Origin of the sequence: Streptomyces sp. NPDC020747 (assembly GCF_044334695.1) — a bacterium.
Classification (GTDB): domain Bacteria; phylum Actinomycetota; class Actinomycetes; order Streptomycetales; family Streptomycetaceae; genus Streptomyces.
Window position 1 is genome coordinate 240,244 of record NZ_JBIRTJ010000012.1, and the last position, 17,570, is coordinate 257,813.

The window sequence follows — 17,570 nt, forward strand, 5'->3', positions numbered from 1 at the left end:
CCATGACGACACCCACGTCCCTCGACCGCGACCGCGTCCGCGAGCTGTTCGACCTGCGCGGCGCCTACCTGGCCCACGTCGGCGGCGGGTACAGCGGCGACCCCTACCCCGCCTGGCACCGGCTGCGCGCCGAGGCCCCCGTCCACCCGGGAACGGTGCACGAACTGACCGGCTACGACGGGCCCGCGCACTTCCAGGGGCTGCCGTATCCGGACCGCCCGCACTTCTCCGCGTTCAGCCACGCCGCGTGCGACGAGGCGTACCGCGATCCGGAGCTGTTCGCCGCCTCACCCGCCCCCATCGACCCGCGCACCGGGCAACTAGCCGTACAGAACAGCATGTTGTCCATGGGTGGCACCCAGCACCGCCGCTACCGCTCCCTCGTCCAGCCGTCGTTCGTACCCGGCAAGGCCCAGTGGTGGATCCGCAACTGGATCGAGCAGACCGTCGACCTGCTCATCGACAACTTCGCCGGGGACGGCCGCGCCGAGCTCAACGTGGACTTCTGCGCCGCCATCCCGGTGCTCACCATCACCGGCAGCTTCGGCGTCCCGGTGGAGCGGGCCCTCGACATCCGCGCCGCGCTGCGCGATCCGCAGGCCATCGCCGAGATCCTCGCGCCGATCGTGGCGGCCCGCCGCGAAACACCGGGCGACGATCTCATCAGCGTTCTCGTGACGGCCGAGACGACCGACGAGGACGGTGTCGCGCACCGGCTCTCCGACGCCGAGATCTACTCCTTCGCGGTACTGCTGCTCACCGCGGGATCCGGCACGACCTGGAAACAGATGGGCATCACGCTCACCGCGCTCCTGCAGCGGCCCCACGTGCTGGAGGCCGTGCGCGAGGACCGCGCGCTGCTGCGCCCGGCCATCGAGGAGGCGCTGCGCTGGACACCGACCGACCCGATGTTCTCCCGCTATGTGACCCGGGACGTCGACTTCCACGGCGTCCACCTGCCGAAAGGCTCCGTGCTGCACCTGTGCGTCGGCGCCGCCAACCGGGACCCGGCCCGCTGGGACCGCCCGGACGAGTTCGACATCACCCGCAGGATGCGCCCGTCGTTCGCGTTCGGCGGCGGGGCGCACGTCTGCCTCGGCATGCATGTCGCCCGCGCCGAGATGCGGGTCGGGATCGGGGCGCTCCTGGACCGGCTGCCGGGCCTGCGGCTCGATCCGGACGCCGCGCCGCCGCGCTTCATCGGCCTGTACGAGCGGGGCGCGACGGAGATCCCGGTGGTCTTCGGATGACGCGCCCCCACCCCGGACGAAAGGCTCGGACATGAGTGAACCCGGCTACCAGAAGCCCGACCTGGCGCTGGTCGGCGCCGAGCACGTGGCCCGCTACCGGGAGAGCGACGGCGAGGTCGGCTACGAGTGGAACGGCGTCCCCGTCCTTCTGCTGACCACCAAGGGGCGCAGGACGGGCGAACCCCGCACCAAGGCCCTGATCTTCGGGCGCAGCGGCGACGACTACCTGGTCGTCGCCTCGGCCGGCGGGGCGGCGAAGCATCCCTCGTGGTACCTGAACCTGTTGGCGCACCCGGAGGCGGAGATCCAGGTCAAGGGCGCGCACATCCCGGTCGTCGCGCACACCGCGAGCCTCGCCGAACGGCCGCACCTGTGGCAGACCGTTGTCGGCTACTGGCCCAACTACGACATCTACCGGACGCGTACCGAACGCGTCATCCCCGTCGTGGTGCTGACCCCCACCACGGAAACGTAGGAACCTCCACATGTCGAATCCGAACACGACCTGGGCGGACCACGCGGCCGACCGCTCCCCCTCGGTACGACGGTCGCGGGCGCGCAGCATCCAGCAGGCGCAGGTGATCATGCGAGCCGCGCACCGGCTCGTCCGGGAGAAGGGAAGCGCCTTCACGACCCAGGAGTTGGCGAGGGAGTCCGGCGTCGCGCTGCAGACCATCTACCGGCACTTCCCCAGCAAGGACCACATTCTGCTGGCACTGGTCGAGGAGATCATCGCCGAGCAGGCCACGCGCATGCGGGCCGCGGCGCAGGAGCTCCCGGATCCGGTGGCCCGCCTGCGCTACTACATCGCCAGGACCCTCGACGCGCTCCGCGACGGCGGCGACCTCACCGGGCCCCGGTTCATCACCGCCGAGCACTGGCGGCTGCACCAGCTCTTCCCCGACGAGATGGCGCGGATCGCCAAGCCGTACGACGACCTCGTCGTGCAAGAGCTCGCGGAGGCCTTCGCCCAGGGGCTGCTGCGGCCCAGGGACCCGGCCCACGACGCGTGGTTCGCCATGAAGCTGGTCACGTCCGTCTACCACCATTACGCGTTCGCGACCGCGCACGAGCCGGTCGAGGACGTCGCCGAGCGCCTGTGGGCGTTCTGTCTGGCCGCGTTCGGCGGCCCGGCCGAGTCCGAGGAGGCGGAACAAGGATGAGCGAAGCCCCTGTCTTCGCCAAGGGCCGCGATCTCGACGCCGCGGCGCGAGCGCTCGGTCCGTGGCTGGCGGCCCGGCTCGGCGTCGACGACGTACGGATCGAGAACCTGGTGTACCCGCTGGGCGCCGGCGTCTCGAACGAGACGATTCTCTTCGACGCCCGGTCCGCGGGCCGCGAGGACGAACTCGTGCTGCGGGTGGCGCCCGCGCCCGAACACCAGATGTTCTTCGAACCGAGGTTCTGGCACCAGCACGAGATGCTGCTCGCGCTCCGCCGCCTCGGCACGGTACGGGTCCCCGAGGCGCTGTGGTTCGAGGACGATCCCGCCCTGCTGGGCCGGCCGTTCTACATCATGCGCCGGATGCGCGGCCGGGTGCCGGTGAGCATGCCCGTGTACAACGCGACGGGATGGCTGACCGAGGCGACGCCCGGTGAGCGTCGGACCGTGTGGGAGGGTGCCGTACGCCAGCTCGCGGCCGTCCACGCTGCGCCCATGGAGGATTTCTCCTTCCTCCACGACCCCGGCCAGGGCGCGCCCGGTGACGAGCAACAGCTCACGTACTGGCGGCAGTTCGCGTCCTGGGCCCTGAAGGACGAGATCCCGGACACGGTGTACGAACTCTTCGACTGGGTGAGCGGGAACCGGCCGCCCGTGTCGACACCCGGCCTGTCGTGGGGCGACGCCCGGATCGGGAACATGATGTTCGGTGACGACTTCCGGATCGTCGGGGTCATGGACTGGGAGCAGTCCTCGCTCGCCGGGCCGATGGCCGATCTCGGGTGGTGGCTGCTCTTCGACGACATCCACAGCGTCGAGCACGGCGTCCCGCGGCTCGACGGGCTCGGCACCCGGCAGGAAACCCTCGGTCTCTGGCAGGAGTTGACGGGCCGTCCGGTGGAACACCTGCACTGGCACGAGGTGTTCGCCGGCCTGAAGGCGGGCCTCCTGGCGCTGCACGCCCGCCGCTCGATGCGGCTGCCCGCCGCCGGACGCCCGAACCCGTTCATCGAGCGCTCGTGCCGGCTGCTCGGCCGGACCGGATCAGTGGGGTCGTCATGAACCTTCCCGGCGGCCCCGCGCCGCACGACGAAGCGGTGGCCCTCTCGCCCTCCTGGCTCACCGCCGTACTCCGACGGCGGCACCCCGGCACCGTCGTCAGCGCCACCGACGTGACCGAGCGGATCGAGACGGTGGCCACCAAGGTGCGCTTCGACGTCTCCTACGCATCCGGGGCGGCCTCGGACGCACCGCCCGCCCTGTGCGCCAAGGCGTACTTCAACCCGGCGACGCGCCGACGCGGCTCATCGCGCGCCGAGGTCGACTTCTACCGGCTGCTCGCCGCGGCGCTTCCGGTGCGCACGCCGCCGTGCGTGCACGCCGAGGTGGACGAGGAGACCGGGCATCCGCTGCTCCTGATGCACGACCTGGTGGTGGCCGGCGCCCGGTTCGGCGATCCCCTGATGGGCTTCGGCCGTGACCAGGCGGCGGGCACGCTCGACCAGTTGGCCGCCCTGCACGCCGCGACCTGGGACGGCGCCAGGGGGCGCGAGGCCCCGGGCGCCGACCTGGCGACCGCCTTCCCGCCCCGGCTCGCCTCGCTCGCCCGCCACCTGAGCCCCGAGCAGGTGCAGACCCAGCTCGACGACGGCCGGGCACCGGACATCCCTGCGGAGATACGCCGCGCCGACCGGCTGATCGCCGCGATGGGCGCGCTCGCGGACCTCTCCCCCCGGCATCCGCGCTGTCTCGTGCACGGCGACGTGCACACCGGCAACGTCTATGCCACGGCCGACGGGGCCCCCGGCCTGATCGACTGGCAGGTGGTCCAGTACGGCGTGTGGGCACTCGACGTCTGCTACCACCTGGCGGCGGTCCTCCAGCCGGACGAACTCGCCCGCAGCGAGCGGGAGTTGCTCGACCACTACCTCGACCGCCTGGCCGCGCACGGGGTTGCACCACCCGGCCGGGACGAGGCGTGGTGGGCGTATCGGGCGCATCTGCCCTACGGCTTCTTCCTGTGGAGCATCACCCGGAACGTCGACCGGCCGATCACCGAGCGCCATACGGGGCGGCTCGCCCTCGCCGTGACCCGGCACGACAGCCTCGGCCTGCTCGGCGTCTGACGCCGCGCCCGCCACGAGAGCCCCTCGCCTTTCGAAAGCCCACTGGGCGACACCGCGGAGGAGAACGGCAATGGAGAGCGGAACGGGCATCGCCCAACTGATCAGGAAGCACGCGGCGTCGTGTTCGGGCGCGGAGGTACTGCGCCACATCGACCCGGACGGCACCGAAACCGCCTTCAGCTGGCGGGAGCTGGACCGCCGTTCGGACCAGCTGGCCGGGGCGCTCGCGGCGCGGGGTCTCGGCGCGGGCGACCTCCTCTCCCTGGCGTTGCACAACTCGCCGCAGCTGGTTCTCGGGGTGTTCGCCGCGTGGAAGCTCGGGGCGTCACCGGTGCCGGTGCGCTGGGATCTGCCCGAGTGGGAGCTGGACCGGCTGCGCGAGGTGGTAAAGGCGCCCGTGCACCTTGGCGCCGACGATCTGACGTGGATCGACGCGACGGCGGACGCTCCGATCCCCGAACTGCCGGACGTCATCTCCCCGCACGCGCACGGCATCTGCAGCAGCGGCTCCACCGGCACACCGAAGGTCATCCTCACGAGCCGGCCGGCCGTGCACGCCCCCGCGTTCAGCACACCGCTGATGCAGACGTGGACACCGGTCCCCCGGCCGCAGACGATCCTCGTGCTCGCGCCGATGTACCACGCCAACGGATTCACCACGCTCTTCGGCCTGTTCGAGGGCGACCGGCTCGTGGTCATGGAGAAGTTCGACGCCGCCCGCGTTGTGGACACCGTCGAACGCCACCGGGTCACCACGTTCACCGCCACACCCACGATGCTGCAGCGCATCGCGGACCTGCCCGGCGTCGACGACCGCGACCTGTCCTCCCTGGAGTGGATCCTCCAGGGCGCCGCGCCCATGCCGCCGACGCTCGTGCACCGGTGGGCGGGGCTGATCGGAGCCGAGCGCATCGTCATGGCGTACGGCATGACCGAGGGGCTCGGCATCACCGCGCTGCGCGCCGACGAGTGGATGACCCACCAGGGCAGTGTCGGACGGCCGCTGCGCTCCACCGAGTTGCGCATTCTGGATCCCGACGGCAAGGACCTGCCCGTCGGCGAGACCGGCGACATCTATCTGCGCTCCCCCAGCTACCACGGCTACGAGTACCTGGGCGGCGCCCCGAGCCTGCGGGCGACGGCCGACGGATTCCAGACCGCCGGGGATGTGGGATACCTCGACGAGGACGGCTATCTCCACCTCCTCGACCGCCGCGTAGACATGATCATCAGTGGCGGCGCGAACATCTTCCCGGCCGAGGTCGAGGCCGCCCTCATCGACCACCCCGGCATCGCCGACGTCGTCGTCATCGGACTGCGCGACCCCGAGTGGGGGCGCCGGGTGCACGCGCTGATCGAGCCCGCCGACCCCGTCGCGCCGCCCTCCCACGACGAGGTCGTCGCGTACGCGCGGAGCCGTCTCGCCGCGTACAAGCTGCCCAAGACGACCGAGTTCGTCGATGCCATCCCGCGCAGTGCGGCGACCAAGGTGAATCGCGGCGCGCTGGTGGCGGCACGCGGCGGCTGACCTCCGCCCGGCTCCACGCCCACGCGCATGCCCAAGGACGCATGCCCCGTCAGCCCCCGATCCGAAAGGCAGGACAATCCGTGAGGCCTCAGAGAACAATCACCACCCTGACGGTGGTCGCCGCGCTGTGCGCGGCCGGCTGCTCCACCCGCGGCGACAGCCCGGGCCGCGGCGATTCCGAGTCCGGTGAGAAGGCCGCGGCCACCGCGGGCGCGGTCGCCGCGTCAGGTGACTTCGGCGATCTCAAGAACGTGTGCGGCCCCGGTGACCCGAGCGGCTCACCGGCCCAGGGGGTCACCGGGAAGGAGATCCACGTCGGTGTCATGTCGGACGTCGGCTTCAACAAGAACACCGAATTCGGCGACGCGGCCAAGGCGTTCACGTCCTGGTGCAATGCGGCCGGTGGCATCAACGGACGCAAGATCGTGCCGACCGTCCGCGACACCAGGATGCTCGAAGTCCGCCAACGGGTCGACGAGGCCTGTCGCGACGACTTCGCGCTGGTCGGCGGGGGCGCGGGCCTCGACGGCCTGGGAGTGAAGGACCGCCTCTCCTGTCTGCTGCCGGACTTCCCCGCGCAGACCGTCCAGCACCTGAACGAGGGGTCCGAGCTTCAGTTGTCGATGCAGGCCGGCGGCCCCTCGTACTTCCGGTACGCGGGCTTCTACGACTGGCTGCTCAAGGAGGCCTATCCGGACTCGGCGGACGCCGTGGGCATCATCTCCGGAGACTCCCCCGTCACCCGGACCTCCCTCGACCAGCGCAGGGAGTACTTCAAGTCGCGGCAGGTGAAGTTCGCCTACTCCGACCTGTATCCGGCCTCCGGTGTCAGCAACTGGACGCCCTACGCCCAGGCGATCAAGGACAAGAAGGTCAAGGGCCTGGTGTTCATGGGCGACTTCACGTCGCTGGCGAAGCTGGAGCAGGAGCTCACCGCCATGAACTACAAGCTCGACTGGATTGACGCGAACAGCAATGCCTACAACCCGTCGTTCCTCGAACTCGCCGGCCCGCAGGTACTGGCCGCCCAGAACAACCTCGCCGACGTCAGCGGGATCCACCCGATGGAGAAGGCATCGTCGAGCCCCGCGACGCAACAGGTGCTCGACCTGTTCGACAAGTACGCGCACGGGGCACAGGTGACGCTGCCGGGAGTGAAGGCGTTCTCCGCCTGGCTGCTGTTCGCCAAGTCGGCCACGTCCTGCGGCGACGAGCTCACCCGCCGGTGCGTCCACGACGCGGCCCGCAAGGAGACCGCCTGGACCGGCGGCGGCATCCAGGCACCGGTGAACGTGTCCGTCCAGGACTCCCCCGTGAAGTGCATGAACATCGAGAAGGCGACACCCGACGGCTGGCAGCCCGCCGACTTCGCCCCCAACCGCGGCGCCTACCGCTGCGGCATCGCCTCGTACAAGTTCACCGGCGACTACGGCGAGCCGGGGACGCTGGCAAGCGTCGGGAAGAGCCTCAAGGATCTCAAGTAGGCCGCCTCGGACGTCCCGGGCCGCGCCGGGGACAGTGGCCCGTCAACGACGGCATCGGCCTCCGTCACCGACATGCCCGCCGCCCGGTGCGGCGGCAGGGTCTTGCCGAGTCACGGCACAGCAGACCGACGGCACATCGAAACCCCGTTGCAGGCAGACGACTTGGGAAGGCCATCTGCGTCAACGGGGTTTCGTTGCGTCAGACGCGACCACCCCGTCCTCCGACGCCACAAGATCACGCGACTCCACAACGGGCCCGCACCGGGACCTCCCATGCTGAGCAGGTTCGATTCGATCCTCACGCCTTGGAGGTTCTGATGCGTGCAGGCGTCGCCGTCGCCCGCGCAGCCCGGTGTGGAGGACCTCGCCCTGTGCCGACCGGCGAGTTGACTCGGACCGAGCACTTGTTGCCGACTGAGTCCCCGCCGGGTGGCTCACCGCAGTGCGACAGGCGTGTCACCTCGTACAGGCACCCTCATGTTGGTTGACAGTCAGGCAGATGTCAGCGTGGAGCAGGAGGTCCGACGTAAGTGATTTCTACGTTCTTGCCATTCTTACCGTTGGCATAGCGATAGTCGCCGGTGCCATGACCTACCCTGCCGTCCGCTGAGAAGGCCGCGCCGAACTCCACTACGCCTTCGTTGCAGTGCCGAGTCGAAGTCGAGGAGCACGCGGTCTTCGAGCGGATGGAGCGCGACGTCCACGCCGTCATGCGCAAGCCGCCCCGGGGGGAGCGGTCGCGGAGCGTTGCAGCAGCGTAGAGCCGGACTGTCAGTACCGGGTGGAAGACTGCCCGGCATGACCGAACCGAACCCGAAAGCGGATCTTCTCCGATACCTGCAAGAAGCGCGTGATGCCCTTCTGTGGAAACTCGATGGGCTTCCGGAGTACGACATCCGCCGTCCGCTGACCCCCACGGGTACGAACCTGTTGGGGTTGGTCAAGCATGTCGCCAGCGTGGAGCTGGGATATTTCGGCGACACGTTCGGGCGGCCGTTCTTCGATGAGGAACCACCGCCCTGGTGGTACACGCAGGACACAGAACCCAACTCGGACATGTGGGCCACCGCAGACGAGTCACGTGGGGAGATCGTCGCCCTCTATCACCAAGCGTGGGAGCACTCCGACAGCACGATCGCAGCGCTGGCACTTGACGCGATCGGTCACGTCCCGTGGTGGCCGGAGAACCGCCGAGAGGTGACACTCCACCACATCCTGGTGCGTGTGATCTCCGATACTCAGCGGCACGCCGGTCATGCCGACATCGTGCGAGAGCTCATCGACGGATCCGTCGGATATTCGCCGGGCAAGGACAACATGCCACCAGGTGATCAGGCATGGTGGGCGGACCACCGGCGCCGGTTGGAGCGCGTGGCGCGGGAAGTCGATGACACCTGATCGCGTCTTGCTGCCGCCGCCCCGCAGGCGCTGAGCGGTGTCACCACAGTGTTCAGCGGGTTCCGACTCGATCAGCGACACGTGGGGCGGACTCGGGCAAGCTGCTCCGTATGTGCGCTGCCCATGCACCACCGTCCGCACGTCTCGACACCCCGAAATGGACAAGATGACGAACAGGAACGTGGAAGTGGACCAGTTCATGGCCGCGCTCGATCATCCCCAGAGGGAGACAATCGGGTATCTGCGGGCCGTTGTCCTCGGCTCGGATCCTGGCATCACCGAACACGTGAAGTGGAAGGCACCCAGCTTTCTCCATGGAGGCGAGGACCGGGTGACCTTCCAGCTCCGGGCCAAGAAGGGCGTCCAGCTCATCTTCCATCGAGGTGCCAAGGTGAAGGACGACCGGGCGGACTTCAGGTTCACCGATGAAAGTGGTCTGCTCGACTGGATCAGCAGTGACAGGGCCACGGTCATCTTCCAGGACCTGGACGACGTCAAGGCCAAGGAGGAGGCTTTCGCGACCCTGGTCAGGAGCTGGGTCAATACCTGAGCAGTTTCGTTCGGACCAACTGGTGGGGCCTGCTCGATGGACAATAACTGCGCGTCTGCCGGGCCGAGGCTCATCGACACCTCCAAACCGCGGACGGTGGGCCGTGGACGCGGAAGGATGACCGACATGACATTGCCTGCCCTTCCCGAGGAGTCCTTCCAGCGCGTGCTCTGCGTCGTCGCGCACCCTGACGACATGGAGTACGGCACGTCCTCGGCGGTTGCTCGCTGGACCTCGCGCGGTATCGAGGTCGGTTATCTCCTGCTCACCCGCGGCGAGGCCGGTATGCCGAACCCTCCCGATGAGACGGCACGCCTGCGCCTCGCCGAACAGCAGGCCGCGTGCGCCGTCGTCGGCGTCAAGCACCTGACCGTCCTCGAACATCCGGACGGCGTGCTCGTCTACGGCCTCGACCTGCGCCGGGACATCTGCCGGGAGATCCGCCGGTTCAAGCCGGACGTCGTGCTCGGCACCGGTTACGAGATCGAGACGCCCTATGGCTTCGACCAGGCCGACCACCGCGCGACCGGACTCGCGACGCTCGACGCGGTGCGCGACGCGGGCAACCGATGGGTCTTCCCGGAACAGGTCGACGACGAGGACCTCCAACCGCACTCCGTGCGCTGGCTCATCGTCCCCGGACTCCCCGGCTCGGGCGCGACCCACGGCGTCGAGGTCACGGGTGAGCCGCTGCGCCGCGGCGTCGCCTCGCTCGAAGCGCACGCCGCGTACCTGGCAGCGCTCCCGAACCACCCCGCTCCCAAGGACTTCATCCCGAAGTTCACCGCGATGAGCGGCAAGGCCATGGGCGTCGAGCACGCCGTCCTGTTCCGCGCCCACGACCTCCAGGCACCACCGGACTTCACCGAAGCCGTGGAGGACTGACCCGAAGTCGCCCGGTGACGATGTGCCCGTAAGGCTCCTTGAGTCGCGGGCAGTCCTGCGGAGTGAGCAGGACGATCGGGATTCCACGGTCGGTCTTCTGTGCGTACTCGTCGTACGGCGGGAGGACGCGCGCCATCTGACGCCAGAGGAGCTCGCGTTCGGCCGGGGACGCGACGCGGGCGCGGGCGGCGGTGAACCGACGGCCACCGGCCTGCACCCCGCCGCTCGGGTTCGCCTGGAGGTTCAGGCACGTGCGGCGCGAAATGCCGGTCCTGCGTCCGGTCGTGGCGAGCACGAGGGTGCAGACGCCGTTCGACAGTGGTCGTGTCGCCCGGGCGACACGACCGATGACCGGTCCTGGCCGACGGCCTGGCCTGTTCGAGCCTGGCTCGATCACGTGGAGTGGTGCTTCCCTGACCGAGTGCCAGTGGCCGCTGCGAGGATAAGCAGTTGCGCGGGGACACCACGACGAGGGGGACAACATGCGTTGGGTCAAACCGTACGAGCGCTCCGACGGAACGCCGGTCCGGGGGTACTTCCGCTGGGCTCCGGGAGCGCGCCAGAACATGGCGATATTAGCCGTGGTCGCGCTGGCGGCCATCGGTATGAGCAACGGAACTCGCAGCACGGACGGGGGTAATGGCAAGAGCCCCCGGCCGCTTACAACGGTGAAGTATCCGATCAAGTTCGAGAACAGCACGACGAAGGTGAAGCGGCCGCAGCCCAGGGTGTCGTACCCGATTCCGTGGGCGTCTGGCGGCACCCGGTGACGCGTCGGAGGCCACCCGCGAGGCGGCGGACGCGACGCGGGAGCAGGCGTCAACGGCACGCGGACGCACAGCTGTTGGCGGTCCTGGTGGCGGCGGCCGTCGCCATCGGGCTGTTCGTGACGGTGGTCAACTGGCTCCTGGCCCACTGGTGGGTGCTCATCGCTGTGGTGGCGCTCGCGGCTCTGGTCGGTGTCGGCTGGGTGTATCAGCGTCGGCAGCGGGCGCGGTGGGAGCAGGTACAGGCGCGTGGTCTGCGCTACGCGCTGCCGCAGTTGGACGCCCTGCATCACCGGGAGTTCGAGCACGCGGTGCGGGAGCTGATGCGCCGGGACGGCTGCCGGGACGCGGCGCAGGTCGGCGGGGGTGGTGATCTGGGCGCCGACGTGAAGGCGACGGACCCGTTCGGGCGGCGCTGGGTGATCCAGTGCAAGCACCGCCGCGGCGGTGACCGCGGCTCAGCTGTGGGAACTCCAGACCTTCAGGTGCTCAACGGGACGGCCCGCCCGGTCCACCGCGCGGATGTGGTGGTTCTGGTGACGAACGGGCGGGTCACGAAGCCCGGCCAGGACTTCGCGAAGGCGCAGCGGCTGCACCTGGTCGACCGGCGCCTGCTCGGTACGTGGGCGGCGGGTTCACAGCCGCTGTGGGAGCTGCTGCGGGCGGTGCCACCGCCGCGCCGCCCGTCGGCTCTGTCCTGACGGGACTGCCACCGAGGTCCGAGACCGCTCAGCCTTCGACCTCGGCTGGACGTTTTCACCACCGGCCTGCTTGACGCCGACAACGCCACGCGCGAGCGCCCCGAAGCGGCGTCGTCGGAGACGGCAAGGACCTCGACTCGCCCTCACGTAGCCCTCCGGACGACGTCCCTTCGGGCCCAAGAGAGCCGTAGTCCCCGAAATGAAGGGGCCCGCGGACCCGGCCCAGGGGGCACGCCCGCACAAGCGAGGGTGCCCCCTGCCCACTCGGCGGACCGGTTCACCGGCCGCGCAGCGTCGCGCTGATGGTCCTTGCCGTCTGCTGGACGACGCCTGCGAGGCGGTCCAGGCTGTGCGCGGGATCCGTCACGATGCACAAGGACGCCAGCGGGACACCTCCCGGGCCGTGCAGCGGCGCGGCCACACAGCACACGCCCGCCACCAGCTCCTCCCGGTCGAACGCGACCCCCCGGTCCCGGATCGCCGCCGCCTCCCGGTTCCAGGACGCGGGCAGCGGACGCAGGGGAAGCTGGGGACGCGCCCCGGCCACCAGCACCTTGCCGGCCGCGGTGAACCAGGGCCAGGCCATGTCGTTGAGCAAGGGTCCGAACACCTCATCGGTCTCGCAGACCGTCCAGTCCAGGACCAGCGTCTGCCCTTCCCGCAGCACACTGAGCCCCACCACCGCCCCCGTGGCACGCGCCAGGCGGCGTGCCGGCTCCCGCGCGGCCGACCGGAGCCCGGGATGCGGCTGCCACCCCTGCCCGAGGCGGAACAGCCGCGGGCCCATCCGGTAACCCCCACCGCTTCGCTCCACGGCACCCAGCTCGACCAGTTGTTCCAGCAGCCGGTACGCCGTCGTCTTCGGCAGCCCGCACTTCGACGCCAGCTTGGTCAGTCCGGCCTCTCCGGCCCGTTCCACCGCTCCCAGCAGCTCGAAGGCACCCTCCAACACGCTCCGCCCACCGCCGTCCGGCGAAGGCGGCGATTGGACCGCGGCGTACTCGGCGGCGGGTTCGGACGGCCGATCCAGCTGCCGTACCGATAACTCATCCATCTCCATTGCTGTCGTCCCCCGTTGTTCGTTCAAGTTCATCTCCCCCACTACCGCCTGATGCGCGGCAGCTGGAGCGGACGGCCCCCGCCGTCGTGCTCGAACCGGCCCCTCTCCGCCCCGGCACCGCCGCCGCCCCATGTGCGTATTCAGACTGAAGTCCGGGTGTGGGTCGGGACGTTGTCGATAGGTTGTCGCCCAGCACCGGTATGTGCGCAACAGGTGAAGCAAATCTGCACGGGGGGTGCGGGCGTCGTGGTGGAATTGCGGCTTCTCGGTCCGGTGGAGCTGTCGGTACGGGGCCGCACGGCGGAGGTCGGACCCCCACAGCGCCGGGCCGTACTGGCGGCGCTGGCCGTGGACACCGGCCGGCCCGTCGCGGCCGACGTACTGGTCAAACGGGTCTGGGGAACGGATCCGCCGGACGGGGCACGGCGCGCGCTGCATGCCCACATCGCCCGGATCCGCAGGCTGTGCGAGCAGACCGGTGACGCGGGCGACGTCCGGTTACGACTGATGCGCCGATCGGGGGGATACGTTCTGGAGGCCCGCCCGGACCACGTGGACGTACTTCGGTTCCGGCAACTGGTCGGCCGGGCCAGAGCGGCGGGGCGGACGGACGAGGCGCGGGCGGCGGCCCTGCTGCGCGAGGCGCTAGGCCTGTGGCACGGGGAGCCACTGGCCGGACTGGGCGGGCAGTGGGCGGCGCGCGTGCGCGAGGCATGGCGGCGGCAACGCGTGGACGCCGTCGTCGGCTGGGCCCACCTGGAGTTACGCGTCGGCGATCCCGTCACCGTGCTCGGCCCACTGACCGAACTGCTCGGCGAGTACCCCCTGGTGGAACCCCTCACCGAGGCACTGATGCGGGCGCTGCACGCCACCGGACGCGGCGCGGAGGCACTGGACTGCTACGCGACCGTCCGCCAACGACTGGCTGAGGAACTGGGCGCCGACCCCGGTTCAGGGCTGCGGGAGATACACCAGGCGATCCTGCGGGGAGACCTGCCCGAGCCCTCCTCATGGCCGGCGCCCCAGACACCGGCCGCCGCGGCTCCCACCGCCTCTCCCCCGTCGTCGTCGGCAGCGACACTGTGGCACGCCGGGACTCCCGTACAACTGCCAATGGGTGTACGTGGATTCACCGGCCGCGGTGAGGAGCTCGCGCGGCTCGAGGAGATCCTCGCCTCGGCGGCCGACCAGCCGTCGGCGGTGGTGATCTCGGCCGTGTCCGGCACCGCGGGGGTGGGCAAGACCGCGCTGGCCGTGCACTGGGCACGCCGGGCTCAAAAGGCCTTTCCCGACGGGCAGTTGTACGTGAACCTGCGCGGGTTCGATCCCGGCGGAACGGTGGTGAGTCCGGCCGAGGCCGTGCGGGGGTTCCTGGACGCCTTCGGGGTGCCGGTGTCCCGTATCCCGACCGGTCTGGCGGCGCAGAGCGGTCTGTACCGCAGCCTGCTGGCGGGACGGCGGGTGCTGGTGGTGCTGGACAACGCCCGCGATGCCGAGCAGGTCCGTCCGTTGCTGCCCGGAGCGCCCGGGTGTCTGGCGCTGGTCACCAGCCGGAGCCAGCTGACCGGGCTGGCCGCGGCCGAGGGGGCCCAGCTGCTCACCGTCGGCCTCCTCGACCCCGATGAGGCCCGGAACCTGCTGGCCGGGCGGCTCGGCGCGGGCCGGTTGGCGGCCGAACCCGACGCCGTGCGGGCGATCGTCGGCCGGTGCGCCGGACTGCCGCTGGCCCTGGCCATCGTGGCCGCCCGCGCCGCCGCCCAGCCCCGTCTTCCGCTCGCCGCGCTCGCCGGGGAACTGCGCGGGGCCGACGGCCGCCTGGACGCCCTGGACGGCGGCGAAGCGACCAGTCGGGTGCGGGCGGTGTTCTCCTGGTCCTACCAGGCGCTCAGCGCCGACGCCGCCCGGCTCTTCCGGCTGCTGGGCCTGCACCCCGGGCCGGACGCCGCACTGCCGGTCGTCGCCGCCCTGGCCGACGTACCCGCGACAGGTGCCCGTGTGCTGCTGGCCGAACTGGTCCGCGGACACCTGCTCACCGAACACGCCCCGGGCCGGTACACCTTCCATGACCTGCTGCGCGCCTACGCGGCCGAGCTGGTCGCCACGTACGACAGCGACGACGTCCGACAGACCGCCGCACACCGGATGCTCGATCACTACGCGCACACCGCCCACACGGCCGATGTCCTGCTGACTCCCCGGCCCAACCCTGACCCCCTGCCGCCCGCCCGGCCGGGTGCCGCCCCCGAGGCGCTGGCGGACCACCGGCAGGCGCAGGCCTGGTTCACGGCCGAGCACCCCGTGCTCCTCTCCGCCGTGGAACACGCTGCCGCCGCCGGCTTCGACGACCACACCTGGCGGCTCGCCTCGGCGCTCACCACGTTCCTCGACCGGCACGGGTACTGGCGCGCGCTCACGACCGTCCACACCGTCGCCCTGGAGGCCGCGCTGCGCCGGAGCGACAAGGCAGGACAGGCCGACGCCCACCGAGGTCTCGGACTCGCCCAGGACCGGCTGGACCGTCCTGACCACGCCCGCGCCCACTACCTGCTCGCACTGGACCTGTTCGGCGAACTCGGCAGCCACGCCGGGCAGGCCCGCATCCACCAGCACCTGTCCCGGATGTCCGAGGCCCTGGGCCACCACGAGCAGGCACTCGGCCACGCCCACGACAGCCTCACCCACCACCGGGCGGCCGACGACCGGGCCGGACAGTCCGCCGCGCTCAACCACATCGGCTGGATCCTCGCCCAACTCGGCGACCACGAGGAGGCCCTCGCACACTGCCATCGGGCCCTCGACCTGGCCCAGGAGACCGGAGACCTCAACGGGCAGGCCCACATCCGGGACAGTCTCGGCTACATCCACCACCATCTCGGCCGGTACCCCGAGGCCGTGGACTGCTACCGGCAGGCCGTCGACCTGTTCCGCCAGACCGGCGACCGCCACAGCGAGGCCGCCGGTCTCGTCTGCCTGGGCGACACCCACCACGGCGCGGGCGCCCCCGACGCGGCCCACGGCGCCTGGACCCAGGCCCTGGCCGTCACCGGCGAGCTCGGCCTCCCCGACACGGATCCGCTGCGCACCGAACCGCTCCAGCGCCTCGGCCGCGCCGCCGCGAACGCCGGTGCGGGTGCGGGTGCGGGTGCGGAGAACCTTCGTCCGGTCCGTTGAACGGAACAGGACACGACAGACCCGATTCGGCCCGCCACGCTGTCAACCGAGCGTCCCTCCGCTGTCGGAGGGACGCCGATGCGGCAATTCGCGTCACACGCACGGACGCCGGCCGAACCGCCCTGGCAACGGGGATCCGGCGGGGCTGGGCGCCTTCGTGCCGGAGGCGATGAACGACCGCCCCGGGAGACCTTCCCCATCGAAAGGAAGCGGGAGACAGCGTGCTGTTACACGAGCGACCCGACGACCACAGGCGTCACTCCCGTCCGCACCGGTGGGTCCGGCGCCGCGGGTACGGGGGTTCCGGCGATGTCCGATGAGCGCCTGCTCGCGTTGAAGGAACGTGCCGCCGCGCGGTTGATGCGGATCCCCGCAGTCACCGGCGTCGGACTGGGCGGCCGGGAGCGTGCCGGGAGGCCCACCGGCGAGATCGTCCTCAAGGTCTTCGTCCGCCGCAAACAGCCACTCGCCGAACTCACTCCGGGTGAGACGTTGCCCCCGCAGTTCGAGGGCGTCGGCGTGGATGTGAGTGAGCTGTCCGTCGCCGTACCCGATGCGACGCCCGCGCCTGCCGACACGGATCCGCTGCCTCCCGAGGACCCGCTGACTCCGGGCGCGTCGACCACCACCAACTTCGACTGGGACACGAAACGCTATCGCCCGCTGGTCGGCGGAGGGCGTCTGCAGGCCGACGTGATCGGCGTCGGGCGGGGCACGTTGGGGTGCCTGCTGGTGCACTCCACCGACCCCAGCAAGGTGTACGCACTGACCAACTACCACGTGCTGGCGGCCATCGTCGCCGGGCAACTGCCCGTCGTGAACGTCACCAGGGTCGGTCATCCGGGCCTGACACCCAGCCCGGTCAAGAATCTCTCGGCCGGGATCGGCGTCTTCGCCGGAGGAGGTCTGGACACGATCCGGGACGCCGCGCTGGTCCAGCTCGACGCCGGGACGAAGTGGCTGGCGGAGATCATCGAGATCGGTCCGGTGACCGGCCCCTACACGGTCAACGTTCATGACGCGAAAACCCTTGCCTACCAAGTGCGCAAGCGGGGCGCCCGCACCCGGCTCACCGGCGGCATCGTCGAATCCGTCAACACGACCGTCACATCGAGGACCGACGGCGTCCTGACCACGCGCAACAACGTGCTGGTCGTGATGCCCAACCCGAATCCCACGGTTCGCGCGGGCGGGACATTGATCTTCTCCGACGGGGGCGACTCCGGCAGCGTCGTGGTCAACGACAACGCAGAGGTCGTCGCACTGCACTACGGGTCGGACGAGCCTGCCCCCGGTGTCACCGTACGCAAGGGATGCGCGCTCCCGATCGACCAGATCCTGAAGCGGTTCCAGGACCTGGAGGGGCTGACGGTCCAGCTTGCCACCGCGACCAAGAACGGCCAGGTCCACGTCGTACCCAAGGCGCAGCCGACGGCCGTGTCACCTGAACCCGGCCCGGCCGCGCCCGGCGTGCCCGCCGAGCGCTGA

15 protein-coding genes are annotated in these 17,570 nt (G+C 70.5%); 13 read left to right on the top strand and 2 right to left on the bottom strand.

The genetic code is table 11. From position 1 onward, the window contains the following. Positions 1-2: 2 nt before the first annotated feature. The 10 genes from ACH4YP_RS29940 (at position 3) to ACH4YP_RS29985 (ending at position 10,383) form a co-directional block, all read left to right on the top strand. A complete protein-coding gene (locus ACH4YP_RS29940) occupies positions 3-1,250 on the top strand; it encodes a cytochrome P450 (RefSeq protein ID WP_398493668.1) in 1,248 nt (415 codons plus the stop codon). A gap of 31 nt (positions 1,251-1,281) precedes the next feature. After that, positions 1,282-1,725 (top strand): nitroreductase family deazaflavin-dependent oxidoreductase, encoded by a 444-nt coding sequence (locus ACH4YP_RS29945; protein ID WP_398493669.1) that lies wholly within the window; start codon positions 1,282-1,284, stop codon positions 1,723-1,725. Positions 1,726-1,735: 10 nt separating this feature from the next. After that, entirely contained in the window at positions 1,736-2,413 is a 678-nt protein-coding gene (locus ACH4YP_RS29950) for a TetR/AcrR family transcriptional regulator (protein ID WP_398493671.1), read from the top strand. Next, complete coding sequence (locus ACH4YP_RS29955; protein WP_398493673.1) at positions 2,410-3,474, top strand: phosphotransferase family protein; 1,065 nt, start codon at positions 2,410-2,412, stop codon at positions 3,472-3,474. Before ACH4YP_RS29950 ends, ACH4YP_RS29955 begins: the two co-directional genes overlap by 4 nt. Then, complete coding sequence (locus ACH4YP_RS29960; RefSeq protein WP_398493675.1) at positions 3,471-4,538, top strand: phosphotransferase family protein; 1,068 nt, start codon at positions 3,471-3,473, stop codon at positions 4,536-4,538. Before ACH4YP_RS29955 ends, ACH4YP_RS29960 begins: the two co-directional genes overlap by 4 nt. A gap of 70 nt (positions 4,539-4,608) precedes the next feature. Then, positions 4,609-6,066, top strand: a complete 1,458-nt coding sequence (locus tag ACH4YP_RS29965) for a class I adenylate-forming enzyme family protein (protein WP_398493677.1) — start codon at positions 4,609-4,611, stop codon at positions 6,064-6,066. 80 nt (positions 6,067-6,146) lie between these two features. Beyond that, positions 6,147-7,550: an ABC transporter substrate-binding protein gene (locus ACH4YP_RS29970; protein WP_361050356.1), complete on the top strand. Its 1,404-nt coding sequence runs from the start codon at positions 6,147-6,149 to the stop codon at positions 7,548-7,550. A gap of 798 nt (positions 7,551-8,348) precedes the next feature. Continuing rightward, positions 8,349-8,948, top strand: a complete 600-nt coding sequence (locus ACH4YP_RS29975) for a DinB family protein (RefSeq protein ID WP_361050359.1) — start codon at positions 8,349-8,351, stop codon at positions 8,946-8,948. Between the two features lie 166 nt (positions 8,949-9,114). Further along, positions 9,115-9,498 carry a DUF1801 domain-containing protein gene (locus ACH4YP_RS29980; protein WP_361050362.1) on the top strand — a complete coding sequence of 128 codons (384 nt, stop codon included), beginning with the start codon at positions 9,115-9,117 and terminating at the stop codon, positions 9,496-9,498. Positions 9,499-9,624: 126 nt separating this feature from the next. Continuing rightward, entirely contained in the window at positions 9,625-10,383 is a 759-nt protein-coding gene (locus ACH4YP_RS29985) for a PIG-L deacetylase family protein (RefSeq protein WP_398493679.1), read from the top strand. Here the strand turns inward: ACH4YP_RS29985 and ACH4YP_RS29990 are convergent. Further along, positions 10,361-10,678, bottom strand: a complete 318-nt coding sequence (locus tag ACH4YP_RS29990; RefSeq protein WP_398493681.1) for a nitroreductase/quinone reductase family protein — start codon at positions 10,676-10,678, stop codon at positions 10,361-10,363. The two genes, ACH4YP_RS29985 and ACH4YP_RS29990, sit on opposite strands and share 23 nt — an antisense overlap. A gap of 471 nt (positions 10,679-11,149) precedes the next feature. On the opposite strand from ACH4YP_RS29990, the gene ACH4YP_RS29995 reads away from it, so the two are divergent. Beyond that, entirely contained in the window at positions 11,150-11,851 is a 702-nt protein-coding gene (locus ACH4YP_RS29995; RefSeq protein ID WP_398493683.1) for a restriction endonuclease, read from the top strand. Positions 11,852-12,128: 277 nt separating this feature from the next. Here ACH4YP_RS29995 and ACH4YP_RS30000 read toward each other — a convergent pair whose 3' ends face one another. Continuing rightward, the gene (locus ACH4YP_RS30000; protein WP_398493685.1) at positions 12,129-12,905 is read right to left on the bottom strand and encodes an IclR family transcriptional regulator; all 777 of its coding nucleotides are present in this window, start codon (positions 12,903-12,905) and stop codon (positions 12,129-12,131) included. A 252-nt stretch (positions 12,906-13,157) separates the two neighbouring features. Between ACH4YP_RS30000 and ACH4YP_RS30005 the strand changes: the two genes are divergently transcribed. Next, the gene (locus ACH4YP_RS30005) at positions 13,158-16,082 is read left to right on the top strand and encodes an AfsR/SARP family transcriptional regulator (protein ID WP_398493686.1); all 2,925 of its coding nucleotides are present in this window, start codon (positions 13,158-13,160) and stop codon (positions 16,080-16,082) included. 309 nt (positions 16,083-16,391) lie between these two features. Further along, positions 16,392-17,570, top strand: coding sequence for a hypothetical protein (locus ACH4YP_RS30010; RefSeq protein WP_398493688.1), 1,179 nt, complete (start codon positions 16,392-16,394; stop codon positions 17,568-17,570).